The organism is Chryseobacterium sp. ZHDP1, assembly GCF_018603435.1.
Lineage (GTDB): Bacteria > Bacteroidota > Bacteroidia > Flavobacteriales > Weeksellaceae > Chryseobacterium > Chryseobacterium indicum.
The window spans coordinates 2,178,884-2,202,102 of record NZ_CP075682.1 but is presented as its reverse complement, the minus strand read 5'-3'; the positions used below and the strand labels follow the sequence as shown (position 1 = coordinate 2,202,102).

20 protein-coding genes and 1 tRNA gene are annotated in these 23,219 nt (G+C 36.6%); 10 read left to right on the top strand and 11 right to left on the bottom strand.

Annotated elements, in window-relative coordinates; genetic code table 11:
• Positions 1–274: 274 nt before the first annotated feature.
• Entirely contained in the window at positions 275–1,162 is an 888-nt protein-coding gene (locus KKI44_RS10085) for a c-type cytochrome (protein WP_214590879.1), read from the bottom strand.
• Between the two features lie 16 nt (positions 1,163–1,178).
• The gene (ccoN, locus tag KKI44_RS10080; RefSeq protein ID WP_214590878.1) at positions 1,179–3,458 is read right to left on the bottom strand and encodes a cytochrome-c oxidase, cbb3-type subunit I; all 2,280 of its coding nucleotides are present in this window, start codon (positions 3,456–3,458) and stop codon (positions 1,179–1,181) included.
• A gap of 184 nt (positions 3,459–3,642) precedes the next feature.
• Between ccoN and KKI44_RS10075 the strand changes: the two genes are divergently transcribed.
• Positions 3,643–3,933 (top strand): helix-turn-helix domain-containing protein, encoded by a 291-nt coding sequence (locus KKI44_RS10075; RefSeq protein ID WP_214590877.1) that lies wholly within the window; start codon positions 3,643–3,645, stop codon positions 3,931–3,933.
• Between the two features lie 161 nt (positions 3,934–4,094).
• Here the strand turns inward: KKI44_RS10075 and KKI44_RS10070 are convergent.
• Positions 4,095–4,165: transfer RNA gene (locus KKI44_RS10070), tRNA-Gln, on the bottom strand.
• Positions 4,166–4,265: 100 nt separating this feature from the next.
• Here KKI44_RS10070 and KKI44_RS10065 point away from each other — a divergent pair.
• The 8 genes from KKI44_RS10065 (at position 4,266) to KKI44_RS10030 (ending at position 10,645) form a co-directional block, all read left to right on the top strand.
• A complete protein-coding gene (locus KKI44_RS10065) occupies positions 4,266–5,291 on the top strand; it encodes an AMP-binding protein (protein WP_214591135.1) in 1,026 nt (341 codons plus the stop codon).
• Entirely contained in the window at positions 5,288–5,752 is a 465-nt protein-coding gene (locus tag KKI44_RS10060; protein ID WP_214590876.1) for a hypothetical protein, read from the top strand. The genes KKI44_RS10065 and KKI44_RS10060 overlap by 4 nt, the downstream gene beginning before the upstream one ends.
• The gene (gene arfB, locus KKI44_RS10055) at positions 5,749–6,141 is read left to right on the top strand and encodes an alternative ribosome rescue aminoacyl-tRNA hydrolase ArfB (protein ID WP_214590875.1); all 393 of its coding nucleotides are present in this window, start codon (positions 5,749–5,751) and stop codon (positions 6,139–6,141) included. The genes KKI44_RS10060 and arfB overlap by 4 nt, the downstream gene beginning before the upstream one ends.
• A 102-nt stretch (positions 6,142–6,243) precedes the next feature.
• Positions 6,244–6,888, top strand: coding sequence for a hypothetical protein (locus KKI44_RS10050; protein ID WP_214590874.1), 645 nt, complete (start codon positions 6,244–6,246; stop codon positions 6,886–6,888).
• A gap of 27 nt (positions 6,889–6,915) precedes the next feature.
• The gene (locus KKI44_RS10045) at positions 6,916–7,887 is read left to right on the top strand and encodes a deoxyhypusine synthase family protein (protein WP_214590873.1); all 972 of its coding nucleotides are present in this window, start codon (positions 6,916–6,918) and stop codon (positions 7,885–7,887) included.
• A gap of 245 nt (positions 7,888–8,132) precedes the next feature.
• Positions 8,133–9,224 carry an acyltransferase family protein gene (locus KKI44_RS10040; protein ID WP_250902191.1) on the top strand — a complete coding sequence of 364 codons (1,092 nt, stop codon included), beginning with the start codon at positions 8,133–8,135 and terminating at the stop codon, positions 9,222–9,224.
• A gap of 218 nt (positions 9,225–9,442) precedes the next feature.
• Complete coding sequence (locus tag KKI44_RS10035; protein ID WP_214590872.1) at positions 9,443–9,739, top strand: MGMT family protein; 297 nt, start codon at positions 9,443–9,445, stop codon at positions 9,737–9,739.
• Positions 9,740–9,841: 102 nt separating this feature from the next.
• Positions 9,842–10,645, top strand: a complete 804-nt coding sequence (locus KKI44_RS10030; protein WP_214590871.1) for an alpha/beta hydrolase — start codon at positions 9,842–9,844, stop codon at positions 10,643–10,645.
• Between the two features lie 93 nt (positions 10,646–10,738).
• On the opposite strand, the gene htpG is transcribed toward KKI44_RS10030, so the two are convergent.
• Positions 10,739–12,631, bottom strand: coding sequence for a molecular chaperone HtpG (gene htpG / locus KKI44_RS10025; RefSeq protein ID WP_214590870.1), 1,893 nt, complete (start codon positions 12,629–12,631; stop codon positions 10,739–10,741).
• 285 nt (positions 12,632–12,916) lie between these two features.
• Between htpG and KKI44_RS10020 the strand changes: the two genes are divergently transcribed.
• Complete coding sequence (locus KKI44_RS10020) at positions 12,917–15,814, top strand: prolyl oligopeptidase family serine peptidase (protein WP_214590869.1); 2,898 nt, start codon at positions 12,917–12,919, stop codon at positions 15,812–15,814.
• A 67-nt stretch (positions 15,815–15,881) separates the two neighbouring features.
• Here the strand turns inward: KKI44_RS10020 and recA are convergent, their stop codons facing one another.
• From recA to KKI44_RS09985, 7 genes are all read right to left on the bottom strand, one after another.
• Positions 15,882–16,883: a recombinase RecA gene (recA, locus tag KKI44_RS10015; RefSeq protein ID WP_087712199.1), complete on the bottom strand. Its 1,002-nt coding sequence runs from the start codon at positions 16,881–16,883 to the stop codon at positions 15,882–15,884.
• 270 nt (positions 16,884–17,153) lie between these two features.
• Positions 17,154–18,350 (bottom strand): oxygenase MpaB family protein, encoded by a 1,197-nt coding sequence (locus KKI44_RS10010; RefSeq protein ID WP_214590868.1) that lies wholly within the window; start codon positions 18,348–18,350, stop codon positions 17,154–17,156.
• Positions 18,351–18,465: 115 nt separating this feature from the next.
• Entirely contained in the window at positions 18,466–19,242 is a 777-nt protein-coding gene (locus KKI44_RS10005) for a response regulator transcription factor (RefSeq protein ID WP_214590867.1), read from the bottom strand.
• A gap of 442 nt (positions 19,243–19,684) precedes the next feature.
• A complete protein-coding gene (locus KKI44_RS10000; protein WP_214590866.1) occupies positions 19,685–20,182 on the bottom strand; it encodes a hypothetical protein in 498 nt (165 codons plus the stop codon).
• 80 nt (positions 20,183–20,262) lie between these two features.
• Positions 20,263–21,273: a type I glyceraldehyde-3-phosphate dehydrogenase gene (gene gap, locus KKI44_RS09995; protein WP_108411166.1), complete on the bottom strand. Its 1,011-nt coding sequence runs from the start codon at positions 21,271–21,273 to the stop codon at positions 20,263–20,265.
• 29 nt (positions 21,274–21,302) lie between these two features.
• Entirely contained in the window at positions 21,303–22,289 is a 987-nt protein-coding gene (gene pfkA / locus KKI44_RS09990; protein ID WP_076390826.1) for a 6-phosphofructokinase, read from the bottom strand.
• Positions 22,290–22,450: 161 nt separating this feature from the next.
• On the bottom strand, positions 22,451–23,209 hold the full coding sequence (locus tag KKI44_RS09985) for a TIGR03915 family putative DNA repair protein (protein WP_214590865.1): 759 nt from the start codon (positions 23,207–23,209) through the stop codon (positions 22,451–22,453).
• Between the last annotated feature and the right edge of the window lie 10 nt (positions 23,210–23,219).

Sequence of the window (23,219 nt, the reverse complement as noted above, 5' to 3'; positions counted from 1 at the left end):
AATATAACAATACTTATCGTACTGTTACTATGTTGTGGTACACTTTTGTGAATACAAAAACCCTGCCTTGACTGCCAATTATGGAATTTAGTTTAGTTAATTGTCAAGTGAATAGTTGAAAATGGCAGTCAAGGCTCGGGTTTGGTTTTCTAAAAAGCCCCCTTTTTAATCATTTTTCTGTTGAAAAGGTTTAGCAAAAATGAATATTCAAAATATTATGTTAGGTTTATGGATAGGGGGCTTGGCATGGTTTAAGTGTTGAGATAATTATTTTTTATTCGTTTCCGTTTTCCCATTTCACCAGCTCACCCTGTGGTGCAGCACCGCCCTGAGCCGGAGTAATAGCAGGGGTTTCCTGATTAATATGGTAAATATAGGCTGCGATTTTTTCTGCATCTCTTCCGGTAATGGTTCCTTCTTTAATTAAAGGTCTCATTGTAGGATTGTTTGGAGAACCGTTTTCCAGCATCCAGATTACGTTTTTAAACAGGCTTTTCTGTTTTACATTAATCCAGTGTGTGTCTGTAAGGTTAGGACCAATTCCGCCTTTTCCGTTTTCTCCGTGGCAGGTTACGCAGTTTGTTTTAAATAATTCCTGACCTTCCGCGATGTTGTCTGCACTGTATTTTGCATTTTCCAGTGTTACCTGCGGAGCTGTTTTTTCAAATTCTGCAATGGAAGCCAGCATTGTTTTGGTTTCTGCATTCAGTTCTGCATCCGGATGCGCATAATCTGTGAAGGCAAAAGCGGTAAGATATATGGCGCAGAAAATACATCCGAAGTAAAATAAGCCGATCCACCATTTTGGAAGAGAATTGTCCAGTTCGGTAATTCCGTCGAATCCATGATCGATAAGAATATCTTTTTCCTCTGTTGCAGACTGTTTTTTGAATGCCGAATTCCAGAGTTTCTGAAAGTAAGGCGTATTTTTATCTTTAATATAGGCTGCTTTTTCTTCGTCAGATAATTTCTTAAAATTTTCACCTTCAATTAAATCTCCGATGGAGTTCATGATGAGAAGAAGAATAATTGCAATAAGCATTAATCCCCAGAAAAAAGGTGAAGAAAAATATCCTGAATCGTGCGCGAACATTTCGAACGCCATAATCGTTAAACCTACTGTTACGAGAATGTAGATTGAAATCGGGGTTCTTGTTTTCATGTCAATTTAATTTAAATTATTCTGCACTTGCAGTTTTAATCTGAGTGGTTTTAATATCGGTTCCTAATCTTTGCAGATAAGCGATCATGGCTACGATTTCTCTTTTTTCCAGAGGAACGAATGAAGCTCCTTTTGCCGCACGGTCTTTTTCCACCTGATCTTTCACGTCTTTCGCTTCAGAATAAATTCTTTTTACGATAGCACCTGCCTGATTGTCTGCCCACTGGTTTGCGGAATCTATCTCAGCTTTTGAATAAGGAACGTCAAAGTAATTTTTCATTAATTTCATCTTGTCTACCGTCTTTGTTCTGTCCAGTGTATTGCTGATCAGCCAAGGGAAACGCGGCATGATAGAACCCGCTGAGGTAATTCTTGGATTATACATGTGTTTGAAGTGCCATGAATCCGGGTTTCTTCCGCCTTCTCTCTGCAGATCCGGCCCTGTTCTTTTAGATCCCCAAAGGAATGGTCTGTCGTAAACAAATTCTCCTGCTTTGGAATACTGTCCGTTTTTGCCTTCAAATCTTACAATTTCATCACGGAAAGGGCGGATCATCTGAGAGTGGCAGGCGTTACAGCCTTCGCGGATGTATAAATCTCTTCCTTCCAGTTCCAATGGGGAGTAAGGTTTTACTGCGGTAATGGTAGGAACACTCTGTTTTAAGGTTAATGTCGGAATAATTTCTACCAAACCTCCGATAGCTACTGTAATGAAAGCCAATATTGCCATAACTCTCGGAGTTCTTTCGATCCATAAGTGGATTCCTTCGCCTTCTTTTCTTGCAGATCCGATATTTGCCAGTGCCGGAGCTTCTGCCGGAACGTTTTTCTGGAAAGATCCTGCTTTGATGGTTTTAATAACATTCACCAGCATTAAAATGGCTCCTGAAATATAGAACAGACCTCCTAAGAATCTCATTTTATAGTAAGGAATAATTGCAGTTACGGTATCCAGCCAGTTTTTCCAAACTAAAGTTCCGTCCGGATTGAACTGTTTCCACATTAATCCCTGAGTAAATCCTGAAATATACATCGGAACCGCGTAGAAAATAATTCCTAAAGTTCCCAGCCAGAAATGCCAGTTGGCTAGTTTTCTGGACCAAAGCTGTGTTCTCCACATTACAGGAATCAGATAATAAACGATACCGAAAGCCATGAAACCGTTCCATCCTAATGCTCCGATGTGTACGTGACCGATTACCCAGTCTGTATAGTGGCCAATTTTATTTAAAGATTTTGTTGCTAAAAGCGGACCTTCAAAAGTTGCCATACCGTAGCATGTTACCGCAACGACGAAGAATTTTAAGATAGGATTTTCTCTTACTTTGTCCCAAGCTCCTCTAAGAGTCAGCAATCCGTTCAGCATGCCTCCCCAGGACGGAGCGATCAGCATGATGGAGAAACCTGTTCCCACCGCCTGTGCCCAAGCCGGAAGCGCAGTATATTGTAAATGGTGTGGTCCTGCCCAAAGGTAAACGAAGATCAGAGACCAGAAGTGAATGATGGATAATTTGTATGAAAATACAGGTCTGTCTGCCGCTTTTGGTAAGAAATAATACATTAAACCAAGAACTGGAGTTGTCAGTACGAACGCTACCGCGTTATGACCGTACCACCACTGAACCAACGCATCTTTAGCTCCTGCGTAGATAGAATAAGATTTCCATGTGGTAAAAGATAACGGAACTTCAAGATTATTGAAGATATGAAGCATTGCTACGGCAAGCCACGTTCCCATGTAAAACCAAATGGCTACATAAAGATGTCTCACTCTTCTTTTGGCAATGGTTCCGAACATATTGATCCCGAAAATCACCCATGAAATGGTAATTAAAATATCAATCGGCCATTCGTGTTCTGCATATTCTTTTGAGGTGTTAATTCCCATTAAGAACGTAATTACCACTGAAACAATCATGATCTGCCATGTCCAGAAGTGAATCCATGACAATGTATCACTGTACATTCTTGTTTTAAGAAGTCTCTGCATACTGTAATACGCACCGCAGAAAAAGGAATTACAGACAAATGCGAAAATCACAGCACTCGTATGAAGCATTCTGATTCTCCCGAAACCTAAAGCTCCCTGAGTATTAATAAGCCCCTGAATATTACCGGATGCTAAACTTTTAATCGTTGTATCATCGGTTCCGAATAAAAATTCCGGAAGTTCAGGATAAAAAAGCATCAGCGCAGCAGTAAGCCCGAGTAAAAAACCCACCAAACCGAATGCGATTGTAGCATAGAGGAATGCTCTGACAATATTATTGTCATAATTAAATTTTTGCGTCTCCATAATTCCTATTGTGTTGTACTGAAGTTGATATTTTTCTATTAAAGCTTAATTTCACAAACAAATTTTAAGGTAATATTAAATATCATGTAGTGTAATAATGTTTTGACAAAGGTATTTACTAACTTTGTGTAAGTCTAATAGATATACTTCTAAAATATACCGAAAACTACTAAAACCGGAAGACATGAAAATATGTGGACAAAATATCAGAAAAATAAGACGGAGTAAGGATTTTACTCAGGAATATATGGCTTTTGAGATGGGAATTTCTCAGAAAGCGTATTCCGATATTGAAAATTCCAAAGTAAAGATCAATCTCGATATTCTTACCAGAATTTCGGATATTTTAGAAATTAAACCTTCTGACATATGCAGTATTTCAGATAAGTGCGGTAATGGCTATGAAGATAAATATAATGATCTGCTAGAGTATATGAAGAAAAACGGAATTGAAGTTCCTAAAGAATATTTATAGTATTGTTAGATATAAAATCGGAAAGGCTGCTTTTTTTGAGGCAGTCTTTTATTTTTAAAATAAATTAAAAACGGAGAAAATAAAAATTTATTAAAAATAACGAAGCTGAAATTCTGAAAAAAAAGAAACAAAAAACCACCCTTGAAAAAGGATGGTTTTTGTAGACTCACAGGGATTCGAACCCCAGATGACTGAACCAAAATCAGTAGTGTTACCGCTACACCATGAGTCTCTGTTTGTTTTAGTGGTGCAAATTTACAGCTTTTTTTATTACATACAAGAAAATATTAAACTTTTTTTTAAATTTACTGTATATTTTATTCTCGGAAATGATGCAGATCGACTTCAATAATCTCAATATTAATCAATTATCCTTTGAAACAGAATTCGAAATCAAGGTGAAGAATTTTCTGGAAGAATGGTTCTCGGATTCTGATACCGTAAAAGTACAGACTTCCGGTTCTACGGGAACTCCCAAAGTTTTTGATATTGAAAAAAGCAGAATGATAAATTCGGCAGAGATGACCTGTGATTTTTTGAGATTGAAAGAAGGAAATACGGCTTTAATCTGTCTTCCGGTCGAATATATTTCCGGGAAAATGATGGTCGTTCGTTCAATGATGAGAAAATTAAAATTAATTGTTGTTGATCCTTCGATTAAACCCGTTGAAACTTTAGATCAGTCTGTTGATTTCTGTGCTATGACGCCGTTTCAGGTGGAGAATTCTTTAGATAAACTGTATCTGATTAGAAATCTGATTATTGGCGGAGCCGCAGTTTCCGAAGACCTGAAAAAAAAGATGAAAGAAGCTTTGAATAACTCAGACTCTGAAACCTTTATTTTCGAAACTTACGGAATGTCTGAAACGCTTTCTCACATTGGATTAAAACAGATTTTGCCAAACCCTGAAGAATATTTTACGGTTTTTGAAAATGTAGAAATATCTTTGGACGAAAGAAACTGTCTGAGAATTTTTGCCTCCAAATTAAATCCCGAAATTCTTCAAACGAATGATTTAGTTGAAATAAAAAACGAGAAGCAGTTTAAATTTTTAGGAAGAATTGACAATGTAATCAATTCAGGAGGTGCAAAAATTTTTCCTGAACAGTTGGAGGCTCTGGTAAAAAAAGAAATTTCGAATGAAGTGGTTTTGTTAGGAATTGATGACGCAAGTCTTGGACAGAAATTGATTGCAGTACTTGAAGGCGGAAAATCGGACGATTTAATTAAAAAAGTAAGAGAAATTCAGTTTGAAAAAAGTTTTCACAAGCCGAAAGAAATTATTTTTGTTGAAAAAATTCCGAGAACGCCCAATGGGAAAGTATCGAGGAAAGAACTTTTAAAATTGATTTTATGAAAAGACAACTGATAAAAATTGCAGTTATTTTTGTCATTTTTCTTACCTGCTCGATGTTTTATTTTCAATGGAGTGTGAGAGAAGCTGAAAAACAGGATCAGTATGAAGAGCCTTTATTCCAAAATAATATTGTTATAAAAGGAATAATTGATGATATCAGCGATTCCGGTAATCATTGTTTTAATATCATTTATCTGAAAAGTTTTAAAAGTACAGCGCATTATTTTAATCCTTTCAGGAAAAATACTTATCCCTATGCAATTAATGGCAGAAATTGTGAAATATATTCTTGGGCTTGTGTGCATGATGCGGAACGTGGAGATTCAATAATTATAGACTCCAATAAAAGAAGTTTTTTGATTATTAAAAAAGATACGGTGAACAATTTAAGAAGCGATTTGTCTTTTGTGGATGGAGAACTCAGTTATATAAAAGAACATTCAAAATTAAAATTTAAATGAAAGATTTTACCAAAGAACTAAGTTTTAAAACTTCCCGGAGTAGTGGAGCAGGAGGACAGAATGTGAATAAGGTGGAAACTTCCGTAACGGTTCTTTGGAATGTTCAGGAATCCGGATTTTTCAATGAATTTCAGAAAAATTTAATTCAGGAAAAACTGAAGAACAGGATTAATGCAGAAGGATTTTTATTTTTAACTGTTTCAGAAAGCAGAACGCAGCTTGCCAATAAAAATAAAGCGACGGATAAAATTCTGGAAATCGTCAACAAAGCTTTAATTATACCCAAAAAACGTTTGGCAACAAAACCTTCAAAAGCGCAGAAGCAAAAAAGATTAGACACAAAAAAGAAATTATCGGATAAAAAAGAGAACAGGAAGTTTAAATATTAAACGGATTTCAGTATTACGGTTGATTTTTTTAATGTTAAACTTTATTTTCTTTGACATCAATTCACATATTCGTTTTATTTTTGCGGCAAATTTTTTAAACTAATGATCAAAAAACTATTCGCATTGGGTTTATTCTCAATCTCAGTATTTTCTTTTGCGCAAAAAGTTTCTATTTCTCCATCGGTAGGTTATGCGTGGAGACTGGCAAAAACTCCGGACAATATTCCGAGAGATCAGAAAGAATACATCAAAGGAATTAAAAGCGGTCTTAATTTCGATGTTGCGTTGCGCTACGAAGTAAAAAGAGGGCTTCTTATCGGGTTCAAATATTCCAATTATAGTGCTTCTACAAGCGGAAGATTAAGTGTGGCAGACAATATTGGAAATATTGTTTCTGCAAATGTAAGTACAAAAGACCAGATTAATTTTTACGGTCCGGAACTTACCCTAACCAATGATGCTCACGAAACAAAGCACAAACTGTTTATGGATGTCGCTTTAGGAGCAATGACCTATACGACAAAAACAGGAACGGTAAAAGGAAAAGGAACAACATTCGGGGCGGAACTGGATTTTGCGTATCAGTATGAAGTAAGCAAGAACTTTTTAATTGGTCCGAAAATCGGACTTTCGGGAGGAACCCTTAGCAAAATGAGCTTTAACGGACAGTCGGTAGAATTCGGAGAAGACCAAAAAGAAGGTTTAACGAGACTTTCTTTAAGTGCAGCCGCTACATTCCGTTTTTAAGTTTTATCTTTGCAAAAATTATAAAAAATGAGCAAACCGATAACTGAGTTCATAGAAAAGTACTACCTGCACTTCAACGCAGCTGCATTGGTGGATGCTTCTAAGGGATATGTTGCACATCTAAAGGATGGCGGAAAAATGATGATCACTCTTGCCGGAGCAATGTCTACTGCGGAGTTGGGGAAAATTCTTGCAGAAATGATCCGTCAGGACAAAGTAGATTTCATTTCTTGTACAGGGGCAAACCTTGAAGAAGATTTAATGAATCTTGTAGCACATTCTCACTATGAAAGAGTTCCTCACTACAGAGATCTTACGCCACAGGAAGAATGGGATCTTCTGGAAAGAGGTCTGAACAGGGTTACAGATACGTGTATTCCTGAAGAAGAAGCTTTCAGAAGATTGCAGAAACATATTTTTGAAATCTGGAAAGATGCAGATGATAAAGGTGAAAGATATTTCCCGCACGAATACATGTACAAAATGATCCTTTCCGGAGTTTTGGAACAGTATTATGAAATCCCGAGAGAAAACTCATGGATGATTGCTGCTGCGGAGAAAAATTTACCAATCGTCGTTCCGGGATGGGAAGATTCTACAATGGGTAATATTTTTGCTTCTTACTGCATCAAAGGAGAACTTAAATTCTCTACGATGAAATCAGGGATCGAGTATATGGCTTATTTAGCAGACTGGTACACTAAAAATTCAGCAGGAAAAGGAGTAGGATTCTTCCAGATTGGAGGAGGTATTGCCGGAGATTTCCCGATCTGTGTGGTTCCGATGCTGTATCAGGATATGGAAATGCATGACATTCCGTTCTGGTCTTATTTCTGTCAGATTTCAGACTCAACGACTTCTTACGGTTCTTATTCCGGAGCAGTTCCGAACGAGAAAATTACCTGGGGTAAACTGGATATCACAACACCGAAATTTATCGTTGAAAGTGATGCTACCATTTGTGCACCATTGATGTTTTCTTATATCCTTGAAAACTAATTGGATAAATTTCAATTAATTATATTTAAAAGGCTTATTTATTAAGCCTTTTTTTGTATCATACTTTTAATTTAACCGCAAAAGACTCAAAAGAACTCATTGAAAAAAATAGAAATTCAAAAGTTTGCAAAATGTGACTTTGTTAATTTTTTCATGTTTTGTAACCTTTTGAAATACTCTTTACATTCAAAATTCTTTGTTTCTTTTGTGGTTTAAAAACTAAATAACTTTTACTGTTATAAAACTTGGAAGCTTTTCAGAAAAATAAATTCGATGCTCTTACAGGAATGCGTGCTGTTGCTGCGATTATGGTATTTGTATATCATAACCGTAAATACTGGCGTAATGATCTTCCCTTTGAAATCATGCGTTTCATCAGCGAATGGCATATCGGAGTAACGGTTTTCTTTGTCCTGAGCGGATTTTTACTCGCTTACCGTTACGAAGAAAAACCTCTGGAGTCCAAAAAATCTTATTTAAAATACATTTTACTGCGGATCGCCAGAATTTTTCCGCTGTACTGGATTTTGCTGAGCGCTTTTTTTCTGGATGTAAAATATTCCAAAGATGTAGATACATATTTCTTACAGTATTCACTTTTTTACTCTTTATTTGAAAAGTACTCTGTCTCAGGAATCGTTCAGGCTTGGTCGCTTACGGTAGAATTTTTCTTTTATCTTTTCGCTCCGTTTTTATTTCTTTTGCTTAAAAAAAACTGGAGCTACTGTATTCTTTTTTTAGCCGGATTTTTTCTTGTAGGTTGGGGAATCGGTTATGGTCTACATGAATATAACGGAAATCCAAAAGGCTTTTTATATCCTCTGAAATTCATGACAGGAAGCACGTTTTTCGGAAGAAGCTCTGAGTTTTTCTTCGGAATGTTGCTTGCTTATGTAATGAAGAAAGAGAAAGGTATTCAGTTTTTAAAAAAATTAAAACGGTCTACTTTGTTGGGCGGTATTTCAATTATTCTCTTGACCATTGCCATTGCATTTTTTGCCCGAAATAACTTTGTTCATGGAGTAGAGCGATGGGAAGGAAGACTGATTCACGAATTTTTGCTTCCGGTCGCGATTATCACTTTCTTTTGGGGACTGATGTCTGAAAAAACATGGATTTCAAAGTTTCTTTCTTCAAAACTATTGATTCTTTTGGGAAATGCCTCATTTGTGTTTTACCTGATCCATCTGAGTTATTTCAATATGAAACTTAAGTCTTTCGTTTATCTTCCCGATAAAAATTTTGTTCTGTTGTGGATTTGTTCGATCATTATTTATCTGCTCATTGAAAAACCTCTGTATGAAAAATGCAGAAAATTAATTGCTAAAATTAAATAAACTTTTCTCAGTCTAATCCATCGAATTTATCAGGACAAAATAACGGTAGGCAAGAATTCCTTTCTGAATTTTTGTCAGTTTGCTTGGATCTTTATCACTTAATTTGGGTAAAATTGCCTTATTTATTTTATTCAAAAAGCGGAAAAACGATTTTTTCATAACTTTATATTTTACAGATTGAATTTCAATGGTCAATTCAAAAATAATGCAAAACAAAAATGGACGAAATATTTAAAAAGCAGGTTTGGGAAATCACTAAGTTAGTTCCGAAAGGCAGAGTAACGAGTTACGGAGCAATTGCCAAAGCAGTGGGTTATCCCAATCATTCCCGCCACGTTGGAAAAGCAATGGGAGGCTGTCCGAAAGACGTTCCAGCCCATCGTGTAATTTCAAGTTCAGGAACTTTATCGGTTCCGGAATTTCAGGAAAAACTGGAAGCGGAAGGAATTACTGTTGAAAATTTCAGGATTAAAAATTTCAAAAACCTGTTCTGGAATCCGCTGGAAGAACTGTAAGAAAAGAATATTTACCATTCAGAAGAGAAAAATTACGGCTGAGTCTGTTTTTTTGGCGAAAGACTTTTGTAAAGGCTAGTTTTGCTTCATAAATAATACGCTATGAAAACAAAACTTCTATTCTCCGCACTTTTTTTAATGACAGTCTGCTTTTTTAAAGCACAGATGGATGATAATTTCTACAAGCCGGGCAAGACACTTCGTCCTGTAGAAAATCTGGTTTACGAAGATTTTTCCATTCCAGTGGAAAAAGATACCATTACAGGAATTATTTTAAAGCCAAAATCGGGAAAAGCCAAAGGAACGGTTCTGTTTTTTCACGGTGCAGGAGGAAATGTAACTTCTTATCTTTTCATGACGAAACCTTTGGTTGAAAATAATTTTCAGGTAGTAATGGTCGATTTTCGCGGTTATGGAAAATCAACAGGTAAACCGACTCACCTTAACATCGCATCAGACGGACAGATTTTCTTTGATAAAATGATGCAAAGACCTGAAATTGCCGATATCAAAATTATTCTGTACGGAGCTTCCATGGGATCGCAGATTGCGGCTCATTTAGCGAAAAATAATAAAACCAAAATTGCAGGACTGGTAATGGACGGAAGTATTTCTTCTTTCACTGATATTGCGATGTATTACAAACCTGAACTCAAGGAAGTCATTTCCCGATATGTTATTTCTCCTTATTCTGCTAAAGAGGATTTACAGGATACGGAAGGTCTTCCTAAACTTTTTATCCACAGTAAAGATGATAAGGATGTTCCTTACGAAGAAGGATCTGAGAATTATGCCAAAGCTTCTTTGCCGAAAGAGTTTTTGGAATATTCTGGCAAACATCTGGAAGCAATGAATACTCAGGCTGGAAAAATTGTTTCGGCTATTGATAAGATACTGAATAAATAAAGAGGTTTGGGTTTCGGCGGCGAAGCCGCCGAAACCCAAACAAAAAATCCGGCGGAGCTTTGCTCCGCCGGATTCAATATAAAAATAGTCAATTTACTTTTCCAGTTGCTTATAACTTCTCTGGATGAAGTCCGTAAGCTCTTTTCCTTTCAATAGATTCTGCGAAAGTTTAGCAAGATCCAAAGCGTATTTAATCAAATCTGATTTCGCTTCTATATTTTCCGTTTTTAAAATCTGACCCGCAAGTTCGCTGTTGGAATTTACCACCAGATTATACATTTCCGGGAATCCTCCCATTCCGAACATTCCGCCGCCTCCTGTTGCCTGCATATCTTTCATTCTTCTCATAAATTCAGGCTGGGTAATTGTGAAAGGCGCATCGCTGCTGTCTAAATCTTCAAGCTGAACGGTAAATTTGGTATCATTGATAGACTCTTCAACGTTCTTCTTTAAAGATTCCTTTTCAGTCTCTGTTAATTTTGAAATAACAGGTTCGTCTTTTTTAATCAGATTGTTGATGTGATCTGCATCTACTCTTGCAAAAGAAATTTTATCTTTCGATGTTTCCAGTTTTTGAATCACGTGAGGAATAATCGGAGAATCCAAAAGAAGAACCTCATATCCTTTATCTTTTGCAGACTGGATGTAAGAGTGCTGTTCATCTGCGTTGGACGCATAAAGAACGACCAGTTTTCCGTCTTTATCGGTCTGAGTAAGTTTAATCTTTTCTTCCAGTTCATTCCAAAGGAAATATTTTCCGTCAGTGGTTGGATAAAGAGTGAATTTATCAGCTTTTTCTGCAAATTTTTCTTCGGTAACAATTCCGTATTCGATCACTACTTTAATGTCGTTCCATTTTTTCTCATAATCTTCACGGTTTTCGTTAATTAAAGATGCCATTTTGTCGGCAACTTTTTTTGTGATGTATGAGGAAATTTTCTTCACGGCTCCGTCTGCCTGAAGATAAGAACGGGAAACGTTCAATGGAATATCCGGAGAATCGATCACACCGCGAAGAAGCATTAAGAAATCAGGTACAATTCCTTTCACTTCATCGGTTACAAAAACCTGATTCTGATACAACTGAATTTTATCTTTTTCAATATTTAAATTGTTGTTCAGTTTCGGGAAAAATAAAATCCCCGTTAAATTGAACGGATAATCTACATTCAGGTGAATATTAAACAAAGGTTCCTCAAACTGCATGGGATACAATTCGTGGTAGAACTTCATATAATCTTCATTCGTCAGTTCGCTCGGCGCGATAGTCCATGCCGGAGTCGGATTGTTGATAATATTGTCAACTTCTTCCGTTTCTGCAACCGCATCTTCAGGAGCATCTTCCGGTAATGGAAGCGTATGTGTTTTTGTTCCGAATTTAATGGGAACAGGCATAAATTTGTTATACTTCAACAGCAGTTCACGGATCTTTCCTTCTTCCAGAAACTCTGTAGAATCTTCTGCAATATGAAGAATAATTTCAGTTCCTCTGTCTGTTTTATCCGTAGTTTCCTCTAAAGTAAATTCAGGACTTCCGTCACAGATCCAACGAACAGCAGGCTCATCTTTATAAGATTTGGTAAGGATTTCTACTTTTTCCGCAACCATAAAGGCAGAGTAAAATCCAAGTCCGAAATGTCCGATAATTCCTGAATCTTTTGCCGTGTCTTTGTATTTTTCCAGAAATTCTTCAGCACCCGAAAAAGCAACCTGATTGATGTATTTTTCAACTTCTTCACCCGTCATCCCGATTCCCTGATCGATGATGTGAAGTTTTTTGTTTTCTTTATCTACTTTTACCTCAATCTTCGGATTTCCGTATTCCACTTTTGCTTCCCCGATGCCTGTTAAATGTTTCAGCTTTAACGTAGCGTCCGTTGCGTTGGAAATTAACTCTCTTAAGAATATTTCGTGGTCACTGTAAAGAAATTTTTTAATAAGCGGGAAAATATTTTCCACAGATACATTAATATTTCCTTTAGTCATAATAATTTTGGGTTTTTAATTTTCTATACTTTCTCAAAAAAAATACCGTTTCCAAGAAAGTGACATTTTGACATTTTTTCAGAATAGGATTGTTGAAGATCAAAATTTTTCAAAAGAATAAAAATCAGCAATTTTTTAAGACTGATATTTTCTTTTTTTCCAATCAGATATCTAATTTTTAAATAAGACATTCCATTTTTGGTTAAATTGTTTATCCTGAAAATACCTTTATAATGCAGATTTATCCGCAAAAAGCCTTATTTTTAGTTCTTAAAATATTTAATAATGAATTTGAAAAGTGCAGTTTTGGTTCTGCTTCTCATGGCTTCGTATGTCTATGGGCAGAAAAAACCGTTGGATCATTCGGTTTACGATAATTGGCAGAATATCGGAGCCAGAAAAATATCCAATGACGGAAAATGGGTAGGATATTCAGTAGATGTACAGGAAGGAAATCCCGATCTTTACTTACATTCTGCAAAAAATAAAAGCACGAAGAAATTTCCGAGAGCCACAAAAATGGAATTTACCAGCGATTCCAGATTTGCAGTTTTCCAGATCCGTCCTTTTTACAAGGATATAAAAGCGGTAAAAGATAAAAAATTAAAACAGAACAAACTGACCAAAGATACCCTCGCTGTTTTTGATTTCACGAAAGGAACGACAGAGAAAATTCCTAATGTAAAAGGATTCAAAATTCCGGAAAAAGGAGGTTCTTTCGTAGCTTATCTGTTAGAAAATATGAAAGATAAATCTTCCGAAAGTCCTTCAGATAAAGATGATGACGACGAAAACAAAGATGATGATACAAAGGCAAAACCATTACAGCTGGTTGTCAGAAATCTTTTGAACGGAAAAAGTACAACGTATGACAATGTTGTTCGCTATCAGTTTAGTAAAAACGGAAAAGAGCTTGTTTTTGTTACAAAAAAACCGGAAGAAAAACCTAAAAAAGGGAAGGAAGAGAAAAAAGATTCATTGGAAGATAAATCTCTGGCTATAAAAGAAACAGATAAATCCAAACCGAAAAAATATACGCTTCAGACAGTTCAGGTTGTTGATCTTAAAACCGGAAACGTCAATAAAATCTCAGAAATGGAGGGAGATTTCTCACAGCTTGCATTTGATGAAGAAGGAAATCAGTTAGCTTTTGTTGGAACTTCTTCTGCACAGAATGATCTCGTAAAACTTTACCAATTGTATTATTTTAATTTTAAAGGAAATAAAAATAAAACCGTTACCAACGATCATTCTCAGATGAAGAAAAACTGGGTAGTTTCTGAAAACCGTTTACCGATATTCAGTAAAAACGGAAAACAGTTGTATTTCGGGGTGGCTCCGAAACCTGTTGCAAAAGACACTACATTGATTGCAAACGATCATGCTGTGGTTGATATCTGGAATTATAAGGATGATTATCTGCAAACGGTTCAGTTGAAAGAATTGAGAAATGATCTTAAAAAATCTTATGCTGCCGTAATGCAGACCGACAAACCGGAACATTTCACAAACATTGACGGAGAAGATCTCGATACTTTACGGCTGGTGAATGAAGGAAATGCAGAGTTTGTATTGGGAATTACCAGTATGAATAACCGCATTCAGTCACAATGGGAAGGTTCTGAAAAGAAGACTTATTTTATTATCGACAATAAAACAGGCGAAAGAACAGAAATGATAAGAAACCTGAATGGCTCAGTTGCCGTTTCTCCATTGGGAAAATTTGTCGTGATTTTCGACAGGGAAAAAGGACAGTGGCTGAGTTATAATGTAAAAACAAAACAGACAGTACCGCTCAATAAAGATTTGTCCGTTTCTTTTGTAGATGAAGAGTTCGACATGCCGGATTTTCCTAGCGCATACGGAATTGCATCTTGGACGGATAATGATGAATCCATAATCATCAAAGACCGATACGATCTTTGGGAATTTTTTCCGGACGGCTCTACAAAGCCCAGAAACATCACCAACGGATTCGGGCGCAAAAACAAGATTACTTTTGATACGTACGATTTAGACAAAGACATTAGAAGTGTAAACCGAAAAAAATCGATTTATTTGTCAGCATTTGATAATGTTTCCAAAGCCAACGGGGTTTTTAAAACAACCGTTCAGGTCGGTTCTGATCCTGTGAAAATTCAGATGGAAAATGTTTGGGGATATCGCAGTCTTCAGAAAGCAAAAAATGCAGAAGATTATATTTTAGTAAAAGAATCCTACACCGATTCTCCGAATATTTTCACCACTTCCGATTTTAAAAATCAGGAAAAACTAAGCAACACCAATCCTCAGCAAAGTCTTTACAATTGGGGAACAAGTGAATTGGTTAACTGGAAAACTCCGAAAGGAAATTCATCGACAGGCGTTCTATACAAACCTGAAAATTTTGATCCTAACAAAAAATATCCGATGATTGTTTATTTCTACGAAAAACTTTCGGATAATCTGAACCGTTACGTAGCACCGTCTCCGACTCCTTCAAGATTAAATATCTCTTATTTTGTAAGCAACGGATATCTCGTTTTCACACCCGATATTTCGTATGTAGATGGCTTTCCGGGGGAATCCGCAATGGAATATATCAATTCCGGTGTTGAAAAGCTGAAAGAAAATTCATGGGTAAATGGTTCAAAAATAGGAATTCAGGGACAAAGCTGGGGCGGTTATCAGGTTGCCTATCTTATTGCACATACCGATATGTACGCGGCAGCATGGAGTGGTGCTCCTGTCGTAAACATGACTTCTGCATACGGTGGAATAAGATGGTCTTCAGGAATGAACCGACAGTTTCAGTACGAAAAATCGCAAAGCAGGTTAGGGAAAAATCTTTGGGAAGCGCCTGAACTGTATATTAAAAATTCACCGCTTTTTACCATCGATCAGGTGAAAACTCCGGTGGTGATTATGAGTAACGACAGAGACGGAGCTGTTCCGTGGTATCAGGGAATTGAGATGTTTACCGCATTGCGCCGTTTAGGAAAACCGGCTTGGCTGTTAAATTATAATGGTGACGACCATAATCTGATAAAACGCCAGAACCGGAAAGATATTCAGATCCGAGAACAGCAGTTTTTCGATTATTATCTTAAAGATGCGAAAGCACCGGTCTGGATGACGAAAGGGATTCCTGCAACCCAAAAGGGAAAAGACTGGGGATTTGAATTAACCGATGAAAAGCCTTAGTGTATAAACAACAAATCGGCGGAGCTGAAAGCTCCGCCGATTCATTTTATCGCGTTATCAAAAAAACTTATTTATTCTTAAGTTCCTCTTTAATTTTGTTTTCCAGTTCTTCCGCAAGTTCAGGATTGTCTTTTAAGACATCTTTTACTGCATCACGACCTTGTCCAAGCTTTGTTTCTTCGTAGCTGAACCAAGAACCACTTTTCTTTACAATTCCCTGTTCTACAGCCTGATCCAGAATTTCTCCTGTTTTAGAAACCCCTTCACCATACATGATGTCGAATTCTGCCTGTTTGAAAGGCGGGGCAACTTTGTTCTTAACAATTTTCACTTTCACACGACTTCCGATCGCTTCATCACCCTGTTTGATAGGCGCACTTGCTTTTCTGATGTCAACTCTTACCGAAGCATAGAATTTCAAAGCGTTACCCCCCGTTGTAGTTTCAGGATTTCCGAACATAACCCCGATTTTCTCTCTCAACTGGTTGATGAAAATAACCGTACATTTTGTTCTTGAAATGGTTGCCGTTAATTTTCTTAAAGCCTGAGACATTAATCTCGCATGAAGACCCATTTTAGAATCTCCCATTTCCCCTTCGATCTCTGCTTTTGGCGTAAGCGCAGCAACCGAGTCAATTACCACGATATCAATCGCTCCCGAACGAATCAGGTTATCAGCAATTTCCAGTGCCTGTTCTCCGTTGTCCGGCTGAGAAATAATAAGGTTTTCAAGATCGATTCCCAATTTAGCAGCATAAGTTCTGTCGAAAGCGTGCTCTGCATCAATAAACGCTGCAATACCTCCTGCTTTCTGAGCTTCTGCAATCGCGTGAAGCGTTAAAGTTGTTTTACCTGAAGATTCCGGACCGTAGATCTCAATGATTCTTCCTCTCGGATAACCACCCACTCCAAGAGCGATGTCCAATCCCAAAGATCCTGAAGGAATTACCTCAATTGTACTGTCTACGGAATTTTCTCCCAAGGTCATTACCGTTCCCTTTCCGTATGTTTTATCTAGTTTGTCCAGCACTAAAGCCAGTGCTTTTTTCTTATCGTCTATATTACTCATCTGATGTTTAAATAATTTATCAAAAATACAAAAATTTACGCTCAAAAACTAATCTTTCCTACCACTAAAAGTTGTTTTTATAGTTAAAAAAACATAAAATTCAGATGTACCTCAAAAATAAAAACGGAATCTTTAAAACTTTTGTTTTATGCTTTATCAGGAGCTTTTTCGCGCTTTCCGCTGCAATCTTTTTTTTCAAAAAAGGATTTTCGCTGCAATCACGGCTAGGGTAGAAGTCATCAAATAAATTGCAGTCTTTGCAGTAGATTTTTAATGGAAATTAGAATTTTGGGTGATGCTGAGATAATCACTCAAGACTTTCATCTGATCTTTATTCCCTTTTTTTATTCTGGCTTCACGGCTTACGAGTCGGTCAACGATTTTGGTAATCATTCTTTTCGTCACCGGAAAAGCCTTTCTGTTGGAAACCTCCGGAATTTTCAGTCTTTTACACACTTCATCATCCAGCAAAAACCATGTACAGCAGATGTGGAGGTAGCGCAGATTCTTTCTCTGGAAATTGTATTTCAGGATCGGGTTTTCCAGCGATTCGTTCAGAAGAGAATGAGCCAGCAAAACAGAATCTCCATCCGCAGAAGGCTGAACCGAAGTCCACAAATAGAAATACTGCGTTGCCTGTACTTTATCATTCGGTAAAAGATCTTCCGGAATTCCCAGAAGATAACCTACATATTTCCAAAGGTGGAAAAGTCCTTTTTCTTCCTCTTCAGAAAACGTGTTTCCCAGTTTGTGCAGACTGTGCATAAAGACGAGACTGAAGCCAATATACGTTGCCATCATATCCCATGAATTAATGGGTTCTCCCCAGTTTTCCGTGTCCCATTCTTTATAATATTTCTTAATGGAAACTCTTGCGTAAGAATGGATCAGGCGGGTTTTTATGGCAAATTCATATCCTTTTTTATGAACTTCCAAAGCATCATATCGGGTAACATTTACCCAAAAATCAAGCGTTTCAGAAAGTCTTTTTACAGCGCCTTTTTTTAAGGCTTCCGTTGCAATAAGGGGTTTGTTGAGGTAAGCATAATCATAACCTCCGATCAGGCAGTAATCACGAAGAGAGATCAGAGAATCCACATTGCTTCTCATGCAGAGTTCTGCACCGCTTTTAATCAGATCATAATCCAGCCAGTCAGGAATTTTCTGAGTCTGCAGGAAAAGCTGTTTCACACTTTCCGGAACATCATCATTCTCAGAAACACCATTTCGGATGTAGCCTTCAATTTCTCTCGAAGCTTCATGAAATTTTTGAGTGAGATAAACGTCTTTTACAACCTGATCGCCGACTTCATCCACATCATAAAAATAAGATGAAAATTTTTCAAAATCTTTAAAACTGACCTCTGCTCCTGAAAAATCAAGAAGCTGCTTTCCGTTGCCTTTTGTCCAGAAATCCTTAAAATGCTGCGAATCTTTAAAGCGTGGCTGTAAAATTGTTTTCTCCATCGAAGGCTAAAGTTACAAGTTTTGCGCCGCAATTGCAGAGTGAGATTTATCAGGAAAACTCTTGTTAATAAACTGATTATTCACAATTAACTATTCACTATTCACATTTGACATTTTATATCAATCCCCATTCAAACGCTTTTTTCAACAATTCTTTGCTGTTTCTGGAGTTTGTTTTTGCTAAGATATTCTTTCTGTGAGTACGGACTGTATGTTCTGATAAAATCAGCATTTTTGAAATTTCCGGTCCGGAATATCCTTTGGCAATAAGTGAAAGAATTTCTGTTTCCCTTTTGGTTAAATTAATTTCCGAGCCGAATTGTAGAACCGGATTTTCAATTTTAATCTGAATAAAATCTTTCCGATGGCCGATTCCTGTCATGAGAACCGTATACGGATTCTGCTTTGTAATATGATGGATATTGGTATGAATATTAATTGACTGTACCAGGTTTTTATCCTCATCTTCCCATGTAAGAACCGCCTGATGATGAAAAAGCTCGTAATTTCCTGAAGCGGTTTTCATTCGGAAACAGTAACTGGGTTTAAGAAAAAGCTGATGCTCTTTACCGATTTTCATTAAAATTTCCACGACTTTCTGTTCGGCTTTGGTAATGAATTCTATATCATCGGGATGAACCAGATCAATCACATCTTTTAGATTCTGCGGATATTCTTGTAACCCATGAATTTTTAAAATATCAGGATGATGGTTAGAAATTACACTGTTGGTAAGATTTAATACGTAATAATAAAATTCTCCTATCGCAAACATTTCACCAATGATACGCTCAATCGGAGGGATATTGGAAATGTGTTTCTCCTGTCTTCCTACGCCTGAATAGGAATTCCAGACTTCAACCAAGGGATGTTTTTTTTCCGAATTATCCATATAAAAGATTTGTAACTAAAATAGTTAAAGTTTCTTTAAAATACCACAAAAGGGGGATTTTTTTATATCAATAAAATTTGAAAATTTGTATACGCCAATAATCATGAAAACTCATTCTAAATTTTTTTTCCGTTTTTTCGGGTAATGTTTTCATATTTTCTTTAAAAAAACAAAATTTACATAATATCATTAATATGTCAGAAATAGTTTAGAATTTTCTGTTAGCTGTTTGAAAATGATAAACTGGAATCCTCTGCAATTTTGCAGGGGATTCATTATTGTATAATCTTACTGTTTAAAATTAATTTGTCGAACTTAACTGTCAGGTCCACGATAGCCGAACATTTGATAAATATAGAAACCCAGAATGAGAGCATAAAATACCGAAGCTACCGTAAGAATAAGAACAACAATATTATTTTTACTTTGCTTGGTGAAAAATTTAATAAATCCATACGATATTATTACCAAGCCGACCGCAAAAAGATAAAATATATGTCCTGAATATATCATTTGTAAGCCCCATAAAATTCCGCCGATAGTGCCGCCAAGAATTCCTCCCCAGAATACTTCCTATATAAGTACTTGTCTTTATTTCTACATCTTTTTTCTCAGCTTCTATTCTGCTGCTCACAAGGTCTGTAATCTCCTGAACTTCTTCTCTGGACAGTATTTCAGAATGTATGATTGAATTAATGTCGTTTTTGGTATTTCCTTTTTTATAGAGCTGATTTGCCTCATGATGAACTCTTCTCTTTTCCTCTTCTTTTTCAACCAGTTTATAATATCTTTCCTTCAGAGCACTGAATCCGCCTCTTTCTTCTACCACTGTTTCAAGCGCTTTTTTCGCGTCTTCGGTATATCCGTTTGAATTCAGATAGACATTCATAAGCTCAGAATCGGAATATTTAGAATATCTTTCAATAAGTTCATCCAGCATGTTTACTAATTTTAAGCGGTTAATTTAACCAAAAAAACCTTCCCATCAGGAAGGTTTTCATATTTTAAGCTGATACTTTATTAGTTAGATAAAGAAGCAGCATGGATCAGCATATCTACTAACTTGTTAGAATACCCCATTTCGTTGTCATACCAGGAAACAAGTTTTACAAAGTTTGGAGAAAGCATAATTCCTGCATCTTTATCAAAGATTGAAGTTCTCTTATCTCCTACGAAATCCTGAGAAACTACAGCATCTTCAGTATATCCAAGAATACCTTTCAATTCACCTTCAGAAGCAGCTTTAATAGCAGCACAGATTTCATCGTAAGAAGTCGCTTTTTCTAATCTTACTGTAAGATCAACTACAGAAACGTCAACAGTTGGTACTCTGAAAGACATTCCTGTTAATTTTCCGTTCAAAGAAGGGATAACTTTTCCTACCGCTTTTGCAGCACCTGTAGAAGAAGGGATGATGTTGTTTAAAGCAGCTCTACCACCTCTCCAGTCTTTCATTGAAGGACCGTCAACCGTTTTCTGAGTAGCCGTTGTAGCGTGTACCGTAGTCATTAAGCCTTCTACGATTCCAAAGTTATCGTGGATCACTTTTGCTAATGGAGCCAGACAGTTAGTTGTACAAGAAGCGTTTGATAAGATTTTGATATCATCTGTAAGTTCTGTGTGGTTTACACCCATTACAAACATTGGCGTATCATCTTTAGAAGGAGCAGAAAGAATTACTTTTTTTGCACCTGCAGCAATATGTTTTGCAGCACTGTCTTTATCTAAAAATAAACCTGTAGATTCTACAACGTAATCTGCACCTACTTCGTTCCATTTCAAATTGCTTGGATCTTTCTCAGCAGTTACTCTGATTCTTTTTCCGTTTACCACAAGGTCATTACCTTCTACAGAAACCTCACCCGGAAAAATTCCGTGTACAGAATCGTATTTAAGCATATAAGCCATGTATGTAGCATCGATAAGGTCGTTGATTCCTACTACTTCGATGTTATCTCTTTCAGTCATTGCTCTGAAAACAAGACGTCCAATTCTACCAAACCCGTTGATACCTACTTTAATTGTTGACATAATAGTTTGTTTTAAATTATATTAAAATATTAGATTGCTAAAATTTCTGAAATCAGTAAAAGATCTTTATTGATTTCGTTGTGTTTTTTAATGGCTTCTTCAATCGGAGTGTATACCAAATCATTGGAACGCATTCCTGCCATTACGTTGGTTTGTCCTTCCATTAATCCTGTTACGGCTCCAAACCCCAGTCTGCTTGCTAAAACTCTGTCTGCACAGCTTGGAGAACCGCCTCTTTGCATATGACCTAAAATTGCGACACGAATATCGTAGTCCGGGAATTCCTTCTTTGTTTTTTCTGCAAGTTCATACACGTTGGCCAATTTCTCACCCTCTGCAACGACAACTATGCTTGAAGCTTTTCCTGTTTTTTCCGCACTTCTGAAATTAGCAAAAAGTTCATCGATGCTGTCTTTTTTCTCAGGAATCAAAATATCCAGAGCTCCGGTTGCCAGTCCGCTGTTCAGAGCGATAAAACCTGCATCACGACCCATTACTTCCACAAAGAAAACTCTGTTGTGGGAAGTTGCCGTATCACGGATTTTATCAATCGCTTCCATTGCAGTATTTAAAGCAGTATCATAACCAATGGTATTATCCGTCCCGAAAATATCGTTATCAATCGTTCCCGGAACACCAATTACACGGATTCCGAATTCCTCGTTGAAGATTTTTGCTCCTGTGAAAGTTCCGTCTCCACCAATACAAACCAAACCGTCAATGCCATATTTTACACAATTGTCGTAGGCTTTTTGACGGCCTTCTTTGGTTCTAAATTCCTGTGATCTGGCAGATTTCAGAATCGTTCCGCCCTGGTTGATTATATTTTTTACGGAACGAGGCCCCATTTTAAGGAAATCATCGTTGATCAAGCCATTATAACCTTCTCTTACTCCGTAACATTCTATTTTATAATAATTTGCGGTTCTTACTACCGCCCTTAATGCTGCATTCATACCCGGAGAATCTCCTCCCGAAGTAAGAACTGCAATTTTTTTTACAGCACTCTCTTTCATCTAGTAAAAAATTTCGAACACAAATTTACAAAAACAAGTTCAGATAATCGCAGTAACTTAAGAAGAGTTTTACATATAAATGATGAAACCTGAATAAAATTTATCGGTTTATAAAAAAATATCAATGTTTTTACGTGAAAATTATCGAGATGAAAATTATTTTAATGCTTTTCGGTAAGATATTTCCAGTATCTTCTCGGAACGTGCTGAATATGAAGCTTCATATTTTTTCTCTCCACAATATTGGTTTTTGTAAAATATCTTTGCCAAAGCGTCTGATAATTTTTTTCTTCATCGTGAAACTTTTGCTGATATCGGTTCAGATCTATTTTTTCATCGGGATAGAAAAAATCGCAGGTTTCCAAGTCGTACAGAATTCCGTAATTTCTTCTCAAATCATAAATCATCCATTTCTGATCCTGATAACGGTCTTTGAAATGTTTCCGGATTAAAGGGAGTACATTGAAATCAGGATCTATTTTGGCGAAGAAAACACCGTCCTGCATTTTTTCAAAACGGACAAAAGCCGTCATTCTGTGTCTTTCCCGACTGACGGATTTACAGATTTTTGAGATCTTCAGAATGTCATTATCTGCATAATTTTTCAGAATATTTTCATCGGAATGTTTTACGGATTGTTTTACGGCAGACAAAATAAGCTGTTCCAGTTCCGGATCTTCAGATAAATAAACTTTCAGAAGCTCGTGAATTCCGGCTTTTCCGATATTCTGTTCTAATTTGTTTAAAACCCTTTCAGATTTATCATTTTGAGTAATGACTTCATGAATTTCCGCAAAGATATTTTCCTGATGAAACCTTTCTTTACTTACAATTTCCACGTCCTTATATTTATATTCAAAAACTTCGAATACAGCGGTTAAAAGTCCGTCGAAACTGCCGTCGTAGAGTAGGGTAGTCATCTGAGTTGAA